This is a genomic window from Pseudoalteromonas sp. MB47, assembly GCF_011319765.1.
Lineage (GTDB): Bacteria > Pseudomonadota > Gammaproteobacteria > Enterobacterales > Alteromonadaceae > Pseudoalteromonas > Pseudoalteromonas simplex.
The window spans coordinates 21,473-37,982 of the sequence record NZ_VFBD01000006.1 but is presented as its reverse complement, the minus strand read 5'-3'; the positions used below and the strand labels follow the sequence as shown (position 1 = coordinate 37,982).

General features: G+C 41.4%; 12 protein-coding genes. 3 read left to right on the top strand and 9 right to left on the bottom strand.

All coding sequences use genetic code 11. The features are described from left to right. Positions 1–128: 128 nt before the first annotated feature. Genes IMPJCBKJ_RS02855 through IMPJCBKJ_RS02835 form a run of 5 tightly spaced genes read right to left on the bottom strand, consistent with a single transcriptional unit; the run spans position 129 to position 4,976 of the window. On the bottom strand, positions 129–2,222 hold the full coding sequence (locus tag IMPJCBKJ_RS02855; RefSeq protein ID WP_138599276.1) for a type IV pilus secretin PilQ family protein: 2,094 nt from the start codon (positions 2,220–2,222) through the stop codon (positions 129–131). Further along, the gene (locus IMPJCBKJ_RS02850) at positions 2,209–2,745 is read right to left on the bottom strand and encodes a pilus assembly protein PilP (protein ID WP_054552806.1); all 537 of its coding nucleotides are present in this window, start codon (positions 2,743–2,745) and stop codon (positions 2,209–2,211) included. The genes IMPJCBKJ_RS02855 and IMPJCBKJ_RS02850 overlap by 14 nt, the downstream gene beginning before the upstream one ends. Then, positions 2,742–3,347, bottom strand: coding sequence for a type 4a pilus biogenesis protein PilO (locus IMPJCBKJ_RS02845; protein ID WP_054552807.1), 606 nt, complete (start codon positions 3,345–3,347; stop codon positions 2,742–2,744). The genes IMPJCBKJ_RS02850 and IMPJCBKJ_RS02845 overlap by 4 nt, the downstream gene beginning before the upstream one ends. Continuing rightward, a complete protein-coding gene (locus tag IMPJCBKJ_RS02840) occupies positions 3,337–3,909 on the bottom strand; it encodes a PilN domain-containing protein (protein ID WP_054552808.1) in 573 nt (190 codons plus the stop codon). Before IMPJCBKJ_RS02840 ends, IMPJCBKJ_RS02845 begins: the two co-directional genes overlap by 11 nt. Then, positions 3,897–4,976, bottom strand: coding sequence for a pilus assembly protein PilM (locus tag IMPJCBKJ_RS02835; protein ID WP_054552809.1), 1,080 nt, complete (start codon positions 4,974–4,976; stop codon positions 3,897–3,899). Before IMPJCBKJ_RS02835 ends, IMPJCBKJ_RS02840 begins: the two co-directional genes overlap by 13 nt. 132 nt (positions 4,977–5,108) lie before the next feature. Between IMPJCBKJ_RS02835 and IMPJCBKJ_RS02830 the strand changes: the two genes are divergently transcribed. After that, on the top strand, positions 5,109–7,619 hold the full coding sequence (locus IMPJCBKJ_RS02830; protein ID WP_166338721.1) for a PBP1A family penicillin-binding protein: 2,511 nt from the start codon (positions 5,109–5,111) through the stop codon (positions 7,617–7,619). Positions 7,620–7,698: 79 nt separating this feature from the next. On the opposite strand, the gene metL is transcribed toward IMPJCBKJ_RS02830, so the two are convergent. Both metL and metB read right to left on the bottom strand, forming a co-directional pair. After that, on the bottom strand, positions 7,699–10,044 hold the full coding sequence (metL, locus tag IMPJCBKJ_RS02825) for a bifunctional aspartate kinase/homoserine dehydrogenase II (protein ID WP_166338720.1): 2,346 nt from the start codon (positions 10,042–10,044) through the stop codon (positions 7,699–7,701). Between the two features lie 5 nt (positions 10,045–10,049). Continuing rightward, the gene (gene metB, locus IMPJCBKJ_RS02820) at positions 10,050–11,309 is read right to left on the bottom strand and encodes a cystathionine gamma-synthase (RefSeq protein ID WP_166338719.1); all 1,260 of its coding nucleotides are present in this window, start codon (positions 11,307–11,309) and stop codon (positions 10,050–10,052) included. 224 nt (positions 11,310–11,533) lie between these two features. On the opposite strand from metB, the gene metJ reads away from it, so the two are divergent. Then, a complete protein-coding gene (gene metJ, locus IMPJCBKJ_RS02815; RefSeq protein ID WP_036973203.1) occupies positions 11,534–11,854 on the top strand; it encodes a met regulon transcriptional regulator MetJ in 321 nt (106 codons plus the stop codon). Between the two features lie 99 nt (positions 11,855–11,953). Here metJ and IMPJCBKJ_RS02810 read toward each other — a convergent pair whose 3' ends face one another. Together IMPJCBKJ_RS02810 and rpmE are read right to left on the bottom strand one after the other, a co-directional pair. Continuing rightward, entirely contained in the window at positions 11,954–13,195 is a 1,242-nt protein-coding gene (locus IMPJCBKJ_RS02810; protein ID WP_054552813.1) for a malic enzyme-like NAD(P)-binding protein, read from the bottom strand. 685 nt (positions 13,196–13,880) lie between these two features. Continuing rightward, positions 13,881–14,096: a 50S ribosomal protein L31 gene (rpmE, locus tag IMPJCBKJ_RS02805; RefSeq protein ID WP_036973208.1), complete on the bottom strand. Its 216-nt coding sequence runs from the start codon at positions 14,094–14,096 to the stop codon at positions 13,881–13,883. 233 nt (positions 14,097–14,329) lie between these two features. Here rpmE and priA point away from each other — a divergent pair, with 233 nt between their 5' ends. Then, positions 14,330–16,510 (top strand): primosomal protein N', encoded by a 2,181-nt coding sequence (priA, locus tag IMPJCBKJ_RS02800; RefSeq protein WP_138599279.1) that lies wholly within the window; start codon positions 14,330–14,332, stop codon positions 16,508–16,510.

Genomic DNA, 16,510 nt, shown 5'->3' with positions numbered 1-16,510 from the left:
GACCTGGCCCCAAAATTAAGGAGGGGATTATCTCAGTAATTGCTTGGGTATTTCAAGTCAATTAGCATAAAAAGCCAGATTACGAGCAATTAAAAATGCTAATTGCTCGTTGCTTAAGAAAAAATCACTTAATCAATTTGAATTTTAGGGGTTACGAAGATTAACAACTCTTTCTTCTCGTTAAATTCACTCGTGCTTTTAAACAGCACACCCAAATAAGGAATATCACCTAACAATGGTACTTTCTTAGTTGAATTAACAATTTGTTGTTGAAAAATACCACCAAGCACCACTGTTTGACCATTTTCTACTAATACTTGGGTTTGGATTTCTTGGGTATTGATCGCCACAGCAGAGCCTGTTGGCGTTTGTACCGTATCACCACGAGTATCTTGTGTAATTACTAAGTCTAAAATCACCTTGTTGTCAGGTGTGATATGAGGCGTTACTTCTAAGCTCAATACCGCTTTTTTGAATGTTACTGTCGTTGCGCCACTAGATGCAGCTTCAACGTATGGAATTTCTGTACCTTGCTCAATACGTGCTTTTTGTTGATTAGCCGTCGTGATGCGTGGGCTTGCGATAATTTCGCCGCGGTTTTCTTCTTCAAGCGCACTTAACTCTAAATCTAAAATAGTGCCATTGGCTAACTTAGCGACTTGCACACCAATACTACCCGCAGGGCTTGAAACCGGTAAATTGACATTTAAGCGATCAGAAATACTTGGAATATTATCGTAAGAGCCCGCACCAAACATGCCGCCAGCGCCTTCTAAAGAGCCAGAAATAGCACCATCGCTTCCTACGTCACTAATACCCCAACGAACCCCCAAGTCTTCTTGCACATTATCATTCACTGTCACCATACGTGATTCAATCACGACTTGCTTAACAGGAATGTCTAGGGTCTCAACCATACGACGCACACTTTCAATACTTTTTGCAGTGTCTTTGATCAGCAAAGTGTTCGTTCGTTTATCAACAGAAACACTTCCTCGCGCTGAGATAATGCTATTTGTGTCTGTTTTCAATAGGTCTGCAAACTCTTCAGCTTTTGCATAGTTAAGGCGAATATATTCGCTATAAAGCGGTTCTAAGTCTTCAACTTGCTGCTTAGCTTTAAGTTCTTTAGCTTCTCGGGCAGCCAACTCTTCAGAAGGGGCGACCATTAAAATAGAGCCATCCATGCGCTTATCTAAGCCTTTCACTTTCAATACTACGTCAAGCGCTTGATCCCAAGGGACTCCTTCTAGTCGTAAAGTAATATTGCCTGTAACAGAATCACTCGTTACTAAGTTAAATTCATTGTAACCTGCGATTATTTGCAGTACTGAACGCACGGGAATATCTTGGAAGTTTAACGTCATTGGACGTCCTTGATACTCAATTCCCCCTTCAAGGTAAGCGCGTTGCGTATCATCTTTTTCGACAGTTAAAGTAAAAATATTCTCAATTTGCTGATGAGTGAATTTAAATGCAGCGTTTGGCTCAACCACGATACGTGTCATATTGCCTTCTTTAAACGTCTCAATATTGCTAACGACTGTGCCAAAGTCCATCACATCAAGCTGATAAAGTAGATCATCGAGAATATCAGTATGGTGGAACTCAGCAATAATTTTGCCACCACTTTCGTGAACATCTATAGCTGCTTGCGTATCTTGTAAAAATACTAACAGCCTTGCTTCGCCTTTTTCACCACGACGAAAATCTATCGACTGAACTGTATTTATATAATTATTGGCTGCTGAGAGTGGATCCGCTATTTCGTCTCCACTAATTGGGTTATCAGAAACATGCAGCGTTAGGATGTTATCTTTAGCGAACGTTTTATAGATTTTTAATTTATCTAACGATACAACGACCTTCAAACCATCAGCGGTCATGGTGCTTGTTACATGCTGAATACCTGCTTGGTTCACAGGTACATCACGCATTTCATTATCAACACCTACATTACTGAATAACATTTCGATGCGTGCTGGTGAGTTATACACCTGGACTTTTGGTTCGAATGTCAGTGCCTCATCAAACACAAGCTGTAGTTGTGTTTCGCCTTTCATTAATGGGTTATAACGCACATCATATAGTAAAGGTGCCGCAACTGCTGACTGCGCTATTAAAAAAGCAAGTGCAGCTAACATGAACTTATGCATGTTTTTAAACCAAGCCATTCCTTTATGCATATTTTTTTTACCTTTCATAAGATTAACTTGCACCATTTGTATCCGCCTCTAACATTTCTAGCTTTGTCAGACGCTCTTTCCAACAACCAGCCCCATCAGGGATTAATTCTAATAATTCTATGTAATTGTCGTGCACTTCTTTTATTTCACCATGATACAAACCAATGTAATTACCTACGGTTACGCGATAAAGCGTTTCATCTGCCGCTTTGATGAGTGCCCAAGTATTGCCAGCTCGGCCTATGGTACCTTTCATAAGCAAATTATCTAATGGGTATTTCTCAAGAGGTTGGCGAACTCGATTTGGATCAGGATGAAGACAGTTCTTCACCTGCACAAGGTTATTTTGAATAATCTCAGGCTTCGGAGCAACAAATGGGCTGCGAAGTCTACCTGCACTGTATTCAAAATATTCAAATTGCGCTATCTGTGGGATCGGTTCAACTTTCGGCGTTGTGCTAGCTTTTACCTGATCGATAAACTCTTTTTGCTCAGCAGTATCATCATTACAAGCGGCTAACGCAAAGCTCATTAATATAACTAAGGAAAGCTTCTTCATTTTTTAGTGCCCCCCTCGTAACGATATGTTTTGGCTACAACACTAAAAGTAAGCTCGCCATTACCTAAAGTTTGAATTGTAAAATCATGCAAACTAACAATACGCGGTAACTGTGCTACTTTGCCAACGAATTCACCGAATTCATGGTAAGTACCTACCACCTCAATTTTTATCGGTAGCTCTGTATAAAATTCTTTTTCAATTTCAGGTAACCAACCAATTTTTAAGAAGGTTAAACCACTTGTCGTTCCAACATAAGATAAATCATCAAGCAACCCAGGTGTTTCATTCGAGGTAGGTAAGCGCTTCAATAGTTGAGAAAATTTCTCTTCCATTTCTACCATTTGTTGGCGATACAGTTCTAAGTTGCTCGCTAAAGCATATTTTTGCTTGTAAGTGTTACGCAACTCAGTTTCTTTTGCTACGGCACTGTGATAGCTGGCAATCTCATCAGACACCAATAAGCTATAACTAAAATACAACACGATTGCAGCTACAAAAGCACAACATAACGCTTTTACAGCAATGGGCCAATCACCCATATTTTCGAGCTCTATTTCATTCCAATCTATTTCAGTTAACGATTTGATATCAAGGTTCATTACGCGCCTCACCTATCTGATCAAACGGTTTAACATAAAAATCCATATTAAAGTCACTTAATAGCCTTGATGTCTGCTCACCTGCAACAATGCCTTGCATTACTGGGCGCTCTAGTAAATAAGAACTTTGAACTTGACGTAGCATGGTCGATAAGCGGTTATTCGATTCGCTACGACCTGTTACATGAATTTGGTCACCACGGCGCTCCAACTTAGTCAAATAGACACCTGCAGGGACTATTTTCGCAACTTCATCCATGATTTGTGTACCTAAGTTACGACTACTTTGCAGCTCTTCAATTAAACGCATTCGTTGCTGTAAGTTTTCTTTCTTTTTATCAAGCTCATTAATTTCCCTAATACGTTGATTCAAAAGAGCGATCTCAGTATTTAAAAAGTTATTCTTTGCATCTTGGCCTTGACGAAGGCCGCTGTAAAAAGAGCTCAATAGATACATACTGATAAAGCTGACAACAACAACAGAAAAAAGCACAGTTATAAATTTATTCTGTGAGTCTTTTCTTTGCTGTTCTCGCCAGGGCAGTAAATTTATATGTGGCATGATGAAAAGCTCCTTAATGCCAGTCCTGTGGCTATTGCAAACTGAGTTCGGTGACGCTGCAGCATATTCCGATCCACTTTTGCGGAGATTTCAATGTTTGCAAATGGCTCAGCAACCACCGTATGGATTCCCAGTTCTTCAATTAAAAGCCTGTCAAGGCCATCAATCATAGCTGTGCCACCCGTTAGAACAATATAGTCAACTTGCTCTTTACCACTGGTTGTTAAGAACATTTGTACTGCGCGTCTTACTTGCTGCAATAGTGATGTTTGGAATGGCGCTAACACCTCAAAAGTATAATTTGGTGGTAAATCCCCAGTTGTTTTACCTATTTCAGCTTCATCAAAGCTTTTATTATAATAAGCAACGATACTATTAGTGTATTGATCGCCGCCAAATACTTGGTCACGGGTATAAATTGTTTCACCCTCTTGCACCACACTAACCAACATCAGAACAGCACCAATATCAACCACAGCGACACACTTATTGTAAGCATCGCTTGGCAACTGTTGATAGTAAACATCCATTGCTCGGCTGAGGGCATAACTTTCTACATCGACCACTGCCGCTTTTAAGTTAGCTGTTTCAAGAGCACCTACACGAGCTTGCACACTTTCAGTTCGCGCTGCCGAAAGAAGTACATTAACTTTACTTGGATCCGCTTCGTTGATAGCCAGTTTTTCAAAATCGATATTAACTTCGTCGAGGGGGTAAGGAATTAAGCTGTCTGCTTCAATAGCAATTTGTGACTCAAGTTCAGCATCAGTTAATGATACATCCATAAAAATTACTTTTGTGATCACGGTTTGCCCAGACACTGCAACAGCAGCGCGTTGTACGGATTTAGGTATTTTTCTTTTTAATTTCGCGATAACATTACCTATTGCTTCTATGTCTTGAATAGAACGTTCAGACATAGCGCCTTTAGGCATAGGTTCAATAGCTAGTGCTTCAAGCCGCAAACCAGCGTCTGTCTCCTGCAATAACACTGCCTTTATACAGTGTGATCCGATGTCGATCCCTACCATCATAGATGAAGGCTTTTTAAATAGCTGACTTAGCATGTTTGCAACTTGGCCTTTGTTTTAATAATAAACAAGTTATAATTTTTATCTGAAAAAATATTATTCATTTTTTAATCAATATATACTAGCAGTCTCCGATTCTAATTGGGAGTCCATTTAGGGAAAATATAAGTGATTTTATTAAAGCGAACTTTACAATTTATTATCATCTGCTCATTTTTAGGACTAATCACTTTAGTTGGTCTATACTATTACGTTAAACCCGACATTCCTAGCGTTCAGGTTTTAAAAGACGTTCAGTTACAGACACCTATGCAAGTTTTCTCACGAGATGGCTTATTGATCAATCAATTTGGTGAAAAACGCCGCATTCCAGTAACAATAGATCAAATACCCCAACCATTAATCGATGCAATATTAGCAACAGAAGATAATCGCTTTTATGAACATATTGGCATTGATCCAATTGGTATAGTTCGCTCAGCCATTGTACTCATATCTACCGGTGAAAAGAAACAAGGCGCAAGTACGATAACCATGCAGCTTGCCCGTAACTTCTTCTTAACCCGAGAAAAAGCATATATCCGTAAAGTTAAAGAGATCTTCATAGCTCTTCACATTGAAAGTATTTTAACTAAGGACGAAATTCTCGAATTATACTTAAACAAAATCGAATTGGGTAATCGCGCCTTTGGTATTGGTGCAGCTGCGCAAGTTTACTATGGCAAAGATTTAAACGAGTTAACTTTAGCGCAAATGGCTATGATTGCAGGCCTACCTAAAGCACCTTCTGCACTTAACCCTATTCGTAACCCAGTTCGCGCAAAGGCTCGTCGAAATGTCGTATTAGGTCGTATGTACACCGAAAAGTACATCACTCGAAGCGAATATGAAGAGGCTATTAACGCACCTATTACTGCAAAATTTCACGGCGCAGAAATTGAAGTCTATGCCCCGTATATTTCAGAGATGGTTCGTGCTGAAATGGTAGCTCGTTATGGTCACGAGCGCGCCTATAATACTGGTTTTAAAGTTTACACCAGCGTTGACTCTAACATTCAACAGGCTGCTCAAGATGCGATTGTTGATAACCTACACGCTTACGATATGCGTCATGGCTTCCGTGGTGCTGCGGCTCAGTTATGGGACAGCGAAAATGAAAGCCCTCTTAGCCAAGAAGAGATCTTATCTAAATTAAAAGATGTCAAAGAATTTGGTCCGCTATTAGCAGGTGTTGTCACCAATGTCGCTGAACAATCAATTGATGTGCTATTAAAAAGCGGTGAACAAGTCACTGTTGAGTGGGATGGTCTAAAATGGGCGCGTAAATATATTACGCGTTACCGTCAAAGCTTTGCACCAAAAACAGCTACGGAAATTTTATCAGCGGGAGCGCAAATTTGGCTGCGTAAAAATGCAGATGAAAGCTATATCCTTAGCCAAGTACCAGAAGCATCGAGCGCACTTGTTTCACTTGATCCGCAAGATGGTCGTATTAAAGCGATTGTCGGTGGTTATAGCTTTGAACAAAGCCAATACAATCGCGCAGTTCAAGCAAAACGCCAAGTAGGCTCAAACATTAAGCCATTTATTTATTCAGCGGCACTTGAGAATGGCTATACGCTTGCTTCTATTTTGAATGATGCGCCAATTAATCAATGGGATAAAAGCCAAGGTGTGGCATGGCGCCCTAAGAACAGCCCAGCGGTTTATAATGGTCCTATACGTATTCGCAGAGCACTCGCACAATCGAAGAACGTAATCTCGGTGCGCCTATTACGTGGTGTTGGCCTTGAGCGTACAGCCGATCATTTGCTTAAGTTTGGCTTTTTGAATAACGATATTAACCGCAGTGAATCACTCGCACTCGGTAGCGCTTCAATCACTCCACTTGAACTAGCCCGCGGTATGAGTACATTCGCCAATGGCGGTCATTTGATAACCCCTTACTTTATCTCTGAGATTCAGGATTCGGCGGGTACTGTTTTATTTAAAACAGAGCCTGAACTTGCTTGTGATGCGCCTAAGCAAACTGTAACCCCTGAGTTTGCATCTCTTAACCAGAATCAACAGAGTTTTACTGAAGCGGAGATAACGAAAACACCTCGCTGTGCGCCTCGTATCATTTCTAAGCAAAATGCATTTTTAATTTCGCAAGCTATGCACAGTGCAATTTGGGGGGGCGGTAGTTGGACCCATAAAACAGGCTGGAGTGGCACAGGCTGGCGTGCACAGTCGCTTGACCGTCGTGATTTAGCTGGTAAAACAGGTACCACTAATGATTCGGTAGATACTTGGTTTAGCGGCTTTAATCGCAATGTAATGACTTCGGTCTGGGTTGGTTTTGATAACCCTGGAAAAGCCCTAGGCCGCATGACTTACAATAGTAACCTCGATAAATCGCAAATATCAGGTGCAGAATCCGGCGCTAAAACCGCGCAACCTGCATGGGTCGACTTTATGCGTGCAGCCCTTGATGGTATGCCAGAAGCACCTATTGAGCTTCCTGAAGGTTTAGTATCGGTTCGAATCGACTTAGCAACAGGTCTATTGAGTCACAAAAATGATTACACCAGTCGTTTTGAATACTTCATTAAAGGCACTGCACCAACTAAGTACGTACTCGATCAACCAACAGACGTATTTGAAGAAAAGCTCAGCACAGAGGAAGAGTTGTTCTAAATAACTAAGTTGCTATAAGACATAAAAAAGCGCCCTTGGGGCGCTTTTTGCTTAGCTATTTAAACTAAGATCAGCAAAATTATTTTAGGTTATTTACCAGCCAATACAGGTCTGAGTGCACCCCTGCGGCAGTGACTTCTTTACCCGCTCCTGGGCCTTGGATCACCAATGCATTATCTGTATACCACTGTGAATTGATCACAAAGATGTTATCGCCCGGTTTAAGGCTTGCTAATACATCATCTTTGCCAACATTGACTAAACCAACTTGAGCCTGAACCTTACCATCTACGAGTGTGATAGCACCGGTGTAGCGCACCACTTTATCTTCCGCCGCAGCTTGCGCTGCTTTGTCTGTCATAAATTCATCAAGTAGCTGTTTGTTTGCAAGGAAATCTTGCCAGCTTCCTGATGCAAGCTGTTCAGGCATCAGAGGTGTTAAAGCAATATCATCAAGCTCTAAATCAAGGCCTAAGTCACGCGCTAAAATTAGCAGTTTGCGCTGCATATCACGGCCAGATAAATCTTCACGAGGATCTGGCTCTGTATAGCCCATTTGCTGAGCTTGAAGCACTAAATCTGAAAACGGCACACTGCCATCATAACTGCTACATAACCAAGATAAAGTACCCGAGAATACCCCTTCAATGCGGTTAATGCTGTCTCCGCTATTTTGCAAATCAGCTAAAGCAAAGTTAATCGGTAAACCTGCACCCACACTGGTGTTATAACGCCATAACAGATTTCGCTCAGCCAAATTAGTGCGTAGGTTTTGATACCAGCTATTTTCTGCAGTGCCCGCGTATTTGTTTGCACTGATCAAGTGACAGTTAAGTTCAACAAAGTCAGGGTATAACTGACTGAACGCCTCACTGGCAGTGATATCAATCACCACTTTGTGCTCATAATCTAGTTCATTGATACGTGCTAATAATTCAGCTTTGTCGTAGCTTTGCGCTTCATTATGCCACTGCTCTTGCCATGTTTCGGTATTTAAACCACTGGCACTAAAAAGCATTTGTTTAGAGCGTAAAAGAGCAACTACTTTTACTTTGTACTGAGCAGATAAACGCGCAAACTGAGCTTGTAGTTGCGATAAGAACACTTCGCCTACATTACCAAGTCCAGCAACGATAATGGCCAACTCTTGACCTTTGTTTACCAGCTTGTCATGTAGAAGAGTTAAAACATCACTATCAATTGCCTGATCGTTTAAGATCAACACATAGTTATCGTCTTGTTGTACAAAACGAGGATGAATACTTTGCTCTTTTAAAAGCGCTGTGGCTTGCTCTGTTAGCGCAGATACATCAGCTGTTGGGGCAACTACTGCACAACCACTTAAATTTGACTCAACAATATTTGCACGGCCCGCTAAGTGGCTGACAACTTGGTGAGTGCTTTGACCTGGCACTAATAAGTAAGTATCGCCCTCTTTAGTAAAGTGATGCAGGCTGTGTTGAATTAACTGACTAAGCTCACCGACTTCACCACTGCTTAGTTTATCAACCCGTAATAAATCGATGTTATCTAAGGTCGTAATAAAACGTTTTGCTTTACTATAACCTTCTTTTACTACCTCGGTTGGCGTTGCATCACAATCAAAACTACTTCTTACCACTAATTTAATTTCTGAGTCTTTTAACGGCGACAAGGTTTTTGCATGCAATACTGGGTTACCTAAACGCGCTAATAAGTTAGCTTGCTCGCGGCATACTTTGGCGTACTTAACCGCATTTTTAACTTTACGAGGGTCAGTACTAAATACCCCTTGTGTATCTGTCCAGATAGACACTTGCTTGGCAAAAGTATAACTCGCTAACAAAGTGGCACTGTAATCACTGCCATTACGGCCTAATGTCACCGTATTACCTTGGCAATCTGCAGCTATAAAACCCGTTACTACGTTGATATGTGTTCTGCTAATCGCATCACTGCATTGCTGTTGGTTTTTTTGATGTAAAAGCTGGCCACCATTTAGAGTAAATAGCTGTCTTGCATCAACATCTTGCGAATCGACACCTAACTGATTTAGATAAGCAGCCAATAACCGCGCCGACCACACTTCACCATGAGCAAGTAAAGGGGCTTCAAGTAACTGTTGCTGACTAATTAATTCATTTAGAACAGCAAGTTCATCTTTTAGCTGTGCTAACGCCTGTTGTTTATTCTGGCCTGTGAGTAGTTGCTCAATTAAAGCGCGTTGGTTGTTATCAATAAGCAGTAGAATATCGCTAACAGCTTGGCTATCTTGCTGCTGGTAACTTTGCCATAGCTTCACTAGGGTATCGGTTGTTTTACCCGATGCCGACACAACGATGCAATCGCCCTGCTCTGTATTCGCTAAAACAATGTTCGCTACCGCATGATAACGATCTGCGGAGCTTAAGCTTGAGCCACCAAATTTATGAACAATATTTACCATTTCTTCTACCACAATGCCGTATGTGCTGGCGTTAACTTGAATGACGCGTTTTGCTGTGTATCTTGCTGTGTTTGCTCTACAGCCGCTTTTGTAACTTGTTGGCCTTGACCAGGCTTAACTAAATTGAATACACGGTCTAAATCTGCAATGAGATCTTTTACGTCTTCAATACCTACAGAAATACGGATCAGCGTATCGCCTACACCGGCTTCAAGACGCGCTTTAGGCTCCATGCCTGCGTGTGTCATTGTTGCAGGGTGACAAATCAAACTTTCTACCCCACCTAGTGACTCAGCAAGGCTAAAATCTTTAAGACTAGTTAAAAACGCTGCTGCATCGTTAATGTCGCCTTTAATATCAAAGCTCACCATGCCACCAAAACCGCGTTGCTGTGCCTTAGCAAGCTCATGTTGTGAGTGAGAAGCAAGGCCAGGGTAATAGACTTGGCTTACATAAGGAGAGCTTTCTAAATACTCAGCAATGGCAAAGGCATTCTCTTGGTGCTGCTTTAGGCGTACATTTAAAGTACGTAAACCACGAAGCGTTAAGTAGCTGTCAAATGGTGCACCAGTAATACCGATATTATTCGCCCACCAAGCAAGCTCGTCGCCTAGCTCTTGCGTTGCAGCAATCACTGCACCGCCCACTACATCAGAGTGACCATTGATGTATTTAGTGGTTGAGTGCACAACAATATCAACACCAAACTCAATTGGGTTTTGTAATGCAGGTGATAAGAAGGTGTTATCAGCCGCAACCAAAGCACCACACTGCTTAGCAATACTAGTGATTGCTTTAATATCTGTTAAACGCAAGATTGGGTTACTTGGCGTTTCAATCCAAATCAACTTAGGTTTAATCGCTAAAATTTCTTGGAGATTTTCAGATTTAGTTAAATCCAAAACTTTTAGTTTTAACAGGCCACGCTTTTCAAGCGAGGTGAATAAACGATAACTACCGCCATAACAGTCATGTGGGATCACTAACGTGTCGTCACTGTTTAATAGCTGAGTGGCTAAATGCACAGCAGACATACCTGTTGCAGTGATAATACCTTTAGCACCACCTTCAAGTTCAGCTAAGGTTTCAGCTAAGATATCGCGATTTGGATTACCGCTGCGACCATAGTCATACTGGCGCTTAGTATCAAAATCAGCAAACGAATAGGTGGTTGATAAGTATAAAGGAGGCACAACCGCACCATGATGTTTATCGGCTTCTATGCCGTGACGAACAGCAATCGTCGCTTTATTTTTTTCGCTCATTTCATCACCTATTCTTTAATTGGATGTTTAGACGTCTAAAAGGTTAGATGATCAAATATGAGAAGTCAAAGCATTTATCGCTTACACATAGAAGTTTATACATTTACACCACTAGATGGCCAAATAACTAGTATTTGACTATCTTTTTTAAAGAGATAGAATTTCCGCATCTTGCGCTGTGAATAAGGCGTAAATCACTGACAACCGAGGCAACGAAACAACTTATGGCTAAATGGAACGGTGAATACATTCACCCATATGCAGAACACGGTAAAAAATCAGAACAAGTAAAAAAGATTACCGTATCAATCCCACTTAACGTATTAAAAGTATTAACTGACGAGCGTACACGCCGCCAGATCAATAACCTGCGTCATGCGACGAACAGTGAGTTATTGTGTGAAGCTTTCTTACATGCTTTTACAGGTCAACCATTACCAAATGATGACGACCTACGTAAAGACAACCCTGAAAAGGTACCTGAAGAAGTTAAAAGAATTATGCAAGAAATGGGATTAGATATCCCAGTGCTTGATTCAGAATAAGTATTTCGGCCATCGGATCACCGCCGATAATCGCAGATATAAAAAAACTCAGCCTAGGCTGAGTTTTTTATTGAGCGTTATACCTAAGGCTAATTAAGTTTAACGCATGTAATCTTCTGGCATATCGATTTGCGCCACACCCGACTCTACAGCCGCTTCAGCAACAGCACGTGCAATACGTGGTAATAAACGCGGATCCATAGGCTTAGGAATGATGTACTCGGCACCAAACTCAAGTGACTCAACGCCAGCCGCTTTTAATACTTCACTTGGTACAGGCTCTTTCGCGATGCCACGAATAGCATGAACTGCAGCAATTTTCATTTCATCATTAATTGCCGTTGCACGAACATCTAACGCGCCACGGAAAATGAATGGGAAACAAAGCACGTTATTTACTTGGTTAGGGAAATCTGAACGACCCGTTGCCATAATTAAATCGTTACGCGCGCTATGTGCAACTTCTGGAGCAATCTCAGGATCTGGGTTTGAACATGCAAACACAACTGGCTTATCTGCCATCAGCTTAAGATCATCTGCAGTTAACAGGTTAGGACCTGATACACCAACGAATACATCAGCATCAGCAATAACATCTTGTAATGTACGCTTATCGGTGTTGTTAGCAAATAATTGCTTATACTCGTTTAAGTCATCACGACGAGTATGGATCACACCTTTACGGTCAAGCATATAAATGTGTTCACGCAGTGCACCACACTTAATTAAAAGCTCCATACAAGCAACAGCAGCAGCACCAGCACCTAAACATACGATGATAGCATCTTCGATATCTTTGCCTTGCACTTCAAGGGCGTTAAGCATACCAGCAGCTGTAACAATAGCGGTACCATGTTGGTCATCGTGGAAAACGGGAATATCACAGCGCTCGATAAGCGCTTTTTCGATTTCAAAACATTCTGGTGCTTTAATATCTTCTAGGTTGATACCACCAAACGTATCAGCGATGTTAGCAACCGTATTAATGAAATCTTCTGTTGTGCGGTGTTTAACTTCAATATCAATTGAGTCAAGGCCAGCAAAACGTTTGAATAGTAAGGCTTTACCTTCCATTACAGGTTTTGATGCAAGCGGACCTAAGTTACCTAAACCTAAAATTGCGGTACCGTTTGAAATAACTGCAACCATATTGCCTTTGCCTGTGTATTTATAGGCGTTTGCTGGATCAGCAGCAATTTCACGGACTGGTTCAGCCACACCTGGGCTATAAGCTAAAGCGAGATCGTTAACCGTTTCGGCTGGCTTGGTTAGTTCAACACTAATTTTACCTGGAACGGGGTGAGCGTGGTAATGTAATGCTTGTTCACGAAAATCTGACATAACGCGATAGTATCCTGCAAAAAGTTAAAAAGTGAGAGAGCTTGCATCAGTACGATACCTGTAATGTATAAAAATTCCAAGTATTATCAGGTCTATCCTGTTATATGCTATATCGCTTAATTTTAAAGGATTTCCCAACAATTTCTGTGCATAGTTGCGATTAACCAGACATAAAAATTCATCTATTTATGACCTTTTAAGCACGTGTTGTTGTATTTTATACGCACGTACACTGCAATTAGCCGAAATTAGCCCAAAACAGCCATTTCAACGAAGTTCACAGCATTTGCTAACAAAGTTATTTAAATTTATTATTTCTAATAACTTTTAGATACCAATACGCTTAATTAAGTAGTCTATTTTGAGACAATGAAACCTTGTTGATAGCAAGGCAAAAATTTCGTTATTTAGTTGTGTTCTAAATCAGAAATTTTTAACGCAGGTAGCGACAGGTTTAATCCCTCAAAATGATTAAGTATTATTGCGGATTGGTATACTCATTTATACAAAAAAGAATATAGCTAAGGGATTACACTTTGTCTCTACAGTTGATGACATAATGGGCATAACACTCAGAAATAGTTATGCAAGTTACATAAGTGAAGATGATGAGTGAGTAGCGGTGTTAGAATTTCAGGTATAAAAAAAGCACCCTAAGGTGCTTTTTTTAACTAAACAGCAGAGATTACTTCTTGCTGCTAAGTGCACCGAAGCGCTTGTTGAAACGATCAACACGGCCGCCAGTGTCTAAAATCTTTTGCTTACCAGTGTAAAACGGGTGACACTCAGAACATACGTCTAAGTGGATGTCTTTACAAAGAGTTGAGCTAGTTTCGAATTTGTTACCACATGAACAAGTTGCAGTGATAGCTTCGTACTTAGGGTGAATACCTTCTTTCATAGGGAACCTCTAGTTAAGGCCGTATCGCTCTCCAAACCCGAAGTCTGGCACCATACGCAGTTAATACAATTAATAGGCCGCGTATTTTATAGCTCAAGAAGCCTTACGACAAGCTTTAAATACATCTTTCGCTAAAAAAATAACCAAGTGGTCTGTTGTTCAGTATTTGTTGGTAGGTTTTTAACTGCAATTTTAGTACATTATCTTTCTATCTTTGTTTCAGTTGAGTTGTTATGCACTTTGTAGAAGTTGCCATAAAAGTCCCTTTACAGCGTACCTTCGATTATAAAGTTGAACAGCTGCTGCATAGCCCTGAGTTAAAGCCAGGTATGCGGGTTCGCGTGCCATTTGGTAGTCAAAAAAAGGTTGCCGTGGTACTGGCTCTTAAAACATCAACCGATGTTCCCGCTGACAAAATCAAGCCGATTATTGATGTTATAGACGACACGCCAGTGTTATCTGAGCAACATTTAGCATTACTAAAATTCACAGCACGCTACTACTGTTACCCATTGGGCGAGACCATTCATACGGCACTTCCGGCTGCATTAAGGCAAGGCGAATGCCCAGATAAAACCAGTATTAATATGGTTGAGCTGACCGATAAAGGTGCAAAACTGCCGTCATTAAAAGCAAAAACCCAGTTAAGTTTATTAAAACAGCTAGCCGAGTCGGGCAAGTCATCGGTCACAGAATTAAAAGCGCTCGGATTTACAAAAAAAACCATCGACAGTCTGCTTGATAAAGAACTGATCACCCAGTTTATTGAGCATGATAACCAATGGCAGCAACGCGCGCCGACTGTTGGTAGCAAGCCGGTGCTTAATAAAGAGCAAGCAGTTGCCTGCACCAGCATTAACCAAGCTCGTGGCTTTACCAGCTTTTTGCTTGAAGGAGTTACCGGAAGTGGTAAAACCGAAGTGTATTTGCAATGCCTAGAAGAAGTACTGAAAAAAGGTCAGCAAGCCTTAGTATTAGTGCCTGAAATTGGCTTAACACCCCAAACTGTCAACCGCTTTCGTCGTCGCTTTCCTGATACGCCAATTATGCTATGGCACTCAGCACTAACAGATAACGAACGCTTACAAACTTGGCGTTTTTGTGAAAAAGGCAGCTGCGCCATAGTGATCGGCACACGTTCGAGTATTTTCTTGCCCTTTTTATCTCTTGGCATGATCATCGTTGATGAAGAGCACGACAGCTCGTTTAAGCAACAAGATACATTGCGCTATCATGCTAGAGATCTAGCCGCTTATAGAGCATACCAACATAATATTCCGCTCGTTCTAGGCAGTGCCACACCAGCACTTGAGACCTTACATAAAGCAATTAATAACAAATATCAGCTGTTGAGCCTCACTGAACGGGCCCAAACCAGTACTGATAACCAGTTCCAATTAATGGACATGAAAGGTCAGCCTGAGCAAGCAGGGATTGCCCATGCCAGCCTTGCCTATATGCGCCAGCATTTAGAACGTGGTAAGCAAGTGATGGTGTTTTTAAACCGTCGTGGTTTTTCGCCTACCCTTATATGCCATGAGTGCGGTTGGCTAAGTGAGTGCTCACGTTGCAGCACCAGTGCAACCTTTCATAAAGCCATTGGCCAGATGATTTGTCACCACTGTGGTGAACAACACCAAGTGCCTCATCAATGCCCTGATTGTGGCAGTACGCAGATTTTTCCAAATGGCAAAGGCACTGAACAAATCGAAGAGTTTTTAACACAAACCTTCCCTGATATTCCGATTAGTCGTATCGACCGAGATTCAACTCGTCGTAAAGGCAGCTTAGAAAAAGCCCTTGATGATATTAACCAAGGCGGTGCGCGCATCTTAGTTGGCACGCAAATGTTGGCAAAAGGCCACCACTTTGCCGATGTTAGCCTTGTTTTAATCCTAGATGTAGACAGTGGATTATATTCGTGTGACTTTCGCGCCACTGAACATTTAGCGCAACTTGTTACGCAAGTGGCAGGCCGTGCAGGTCGCAGTGGTGAACCTGGGCAAGTATTATTACAAACTCACTTTCCTGAGCACCCGCTACTGCAAGACTTAGTTAATAATGGTTACCAAGATTTTGCCCGTTACGCACTGACAGAACGAGAAGACGCGCAACTTCCACCAATCACAAATATGGCTATGGTGCGTGCCGAAGGACATAACATAAATCAAGTGATGGATTTTTTAACTGATTTGGTTCCTGTACAGAACGTATCTGGTATACAATTGCTCGGTCCGATACCCGCACCACTAGAACGTGTAGCAGGTAAATATCGCTTTCAGTTACATATTCAGGCGCAGGAACGCTCCCACTTACACCAATATTTAGCGCAAATGGTCGACTATATAAGTACCAGTAAATTAGCGCAAAAGGTGCGTTGGAGCTTAGATGTTGATCCTATAGATATGATTTAA

What these genes read in the sequence shown, in the direction of transcription:
- IMPJCBKJ_RS02855 (WP_138599276.1), bottom strand. Translation starts at nt 2,222, where the DNA reads ATGGTGCAAGTTAATCTTATGAAAGGTAAAAAAAATATGCATAAAGGA.
- IMPJCBKJ_RS02850 (WP_054552806.1), bottom strand. Translation starts at nt 2,745, where the DNA reads ATGAAGAAGCTTTCCTTAGTTATATTAATGAGCTTTGCGTTAGCCGCT.
- IMPJCBKJ_RS02845 (WP_054552807.1), bottom strand. Translation starts at nt 3,347, where the DNA reads ATGAACCTTGATATCAAATCGTTAACTGAAATAGATTGGAATGAAATA.
- IMPJCBKJ_RS02840 (WP_054552808.1), bottom strand. Translation starts at nt 3,909, where the DNA reads ATGCCACATATAAATTTACTGCCCTGGCGAGAACAGCAAAGAAAAGAC.
- IMPJCBKJ_RS02835 (WP_054552809.1), bottom strand. Translation starts at nt 4,976, where the DNA reads ATGCTAAGTCAGCTATTTAAAAAGCCTTCATCTATGATGGTAGGGATC.
- metL (WP_166338720.1), bottom strand. Translation starts at nt 10,044, where the DNA reads ATGGTAAATATTGTTCATAAATTTGGTGGCTCAAGCTTAAGCTCCGCA.
- metB (WP_166338719.1), bottom strand. Translation starts at nt 11,309, where the DNA reads ATGAGCGAAAAAAATAAAGCGACGATTGCTGTTCGTCACGGCATAGAA.
- metJ (WP_036973203.1), top strand. Translation starts at nt 11,534, where the DNA reads ATGGCTAAATGGAACGGTGAATACATTCACCCATATGCAGAACACGGT.
- IMPJCBKJ_RS02810 (WP_054552813.1), bottom strand. Translation starts at nt 13,195, where the DNA reads ATGTCAGATTTTCGTGAACAAGCATTACATTACCACGCTCACCCCGTT.
- rpmE (WP_036973208.1), bottom strand. Translation starts at nt 14,096, where the DNA reads ATGAAAGAAGGTATTCACCCTAAGTACGAAGCTATCACTGCAACTTGT.
- priA (WP_138599279.1), top strand. Translation starts at nt 14,330, where the DNA reads ATGCACTTTGTAGAAGTTGCCATAAAAGTCCCTTTACAGCGTACCTTC.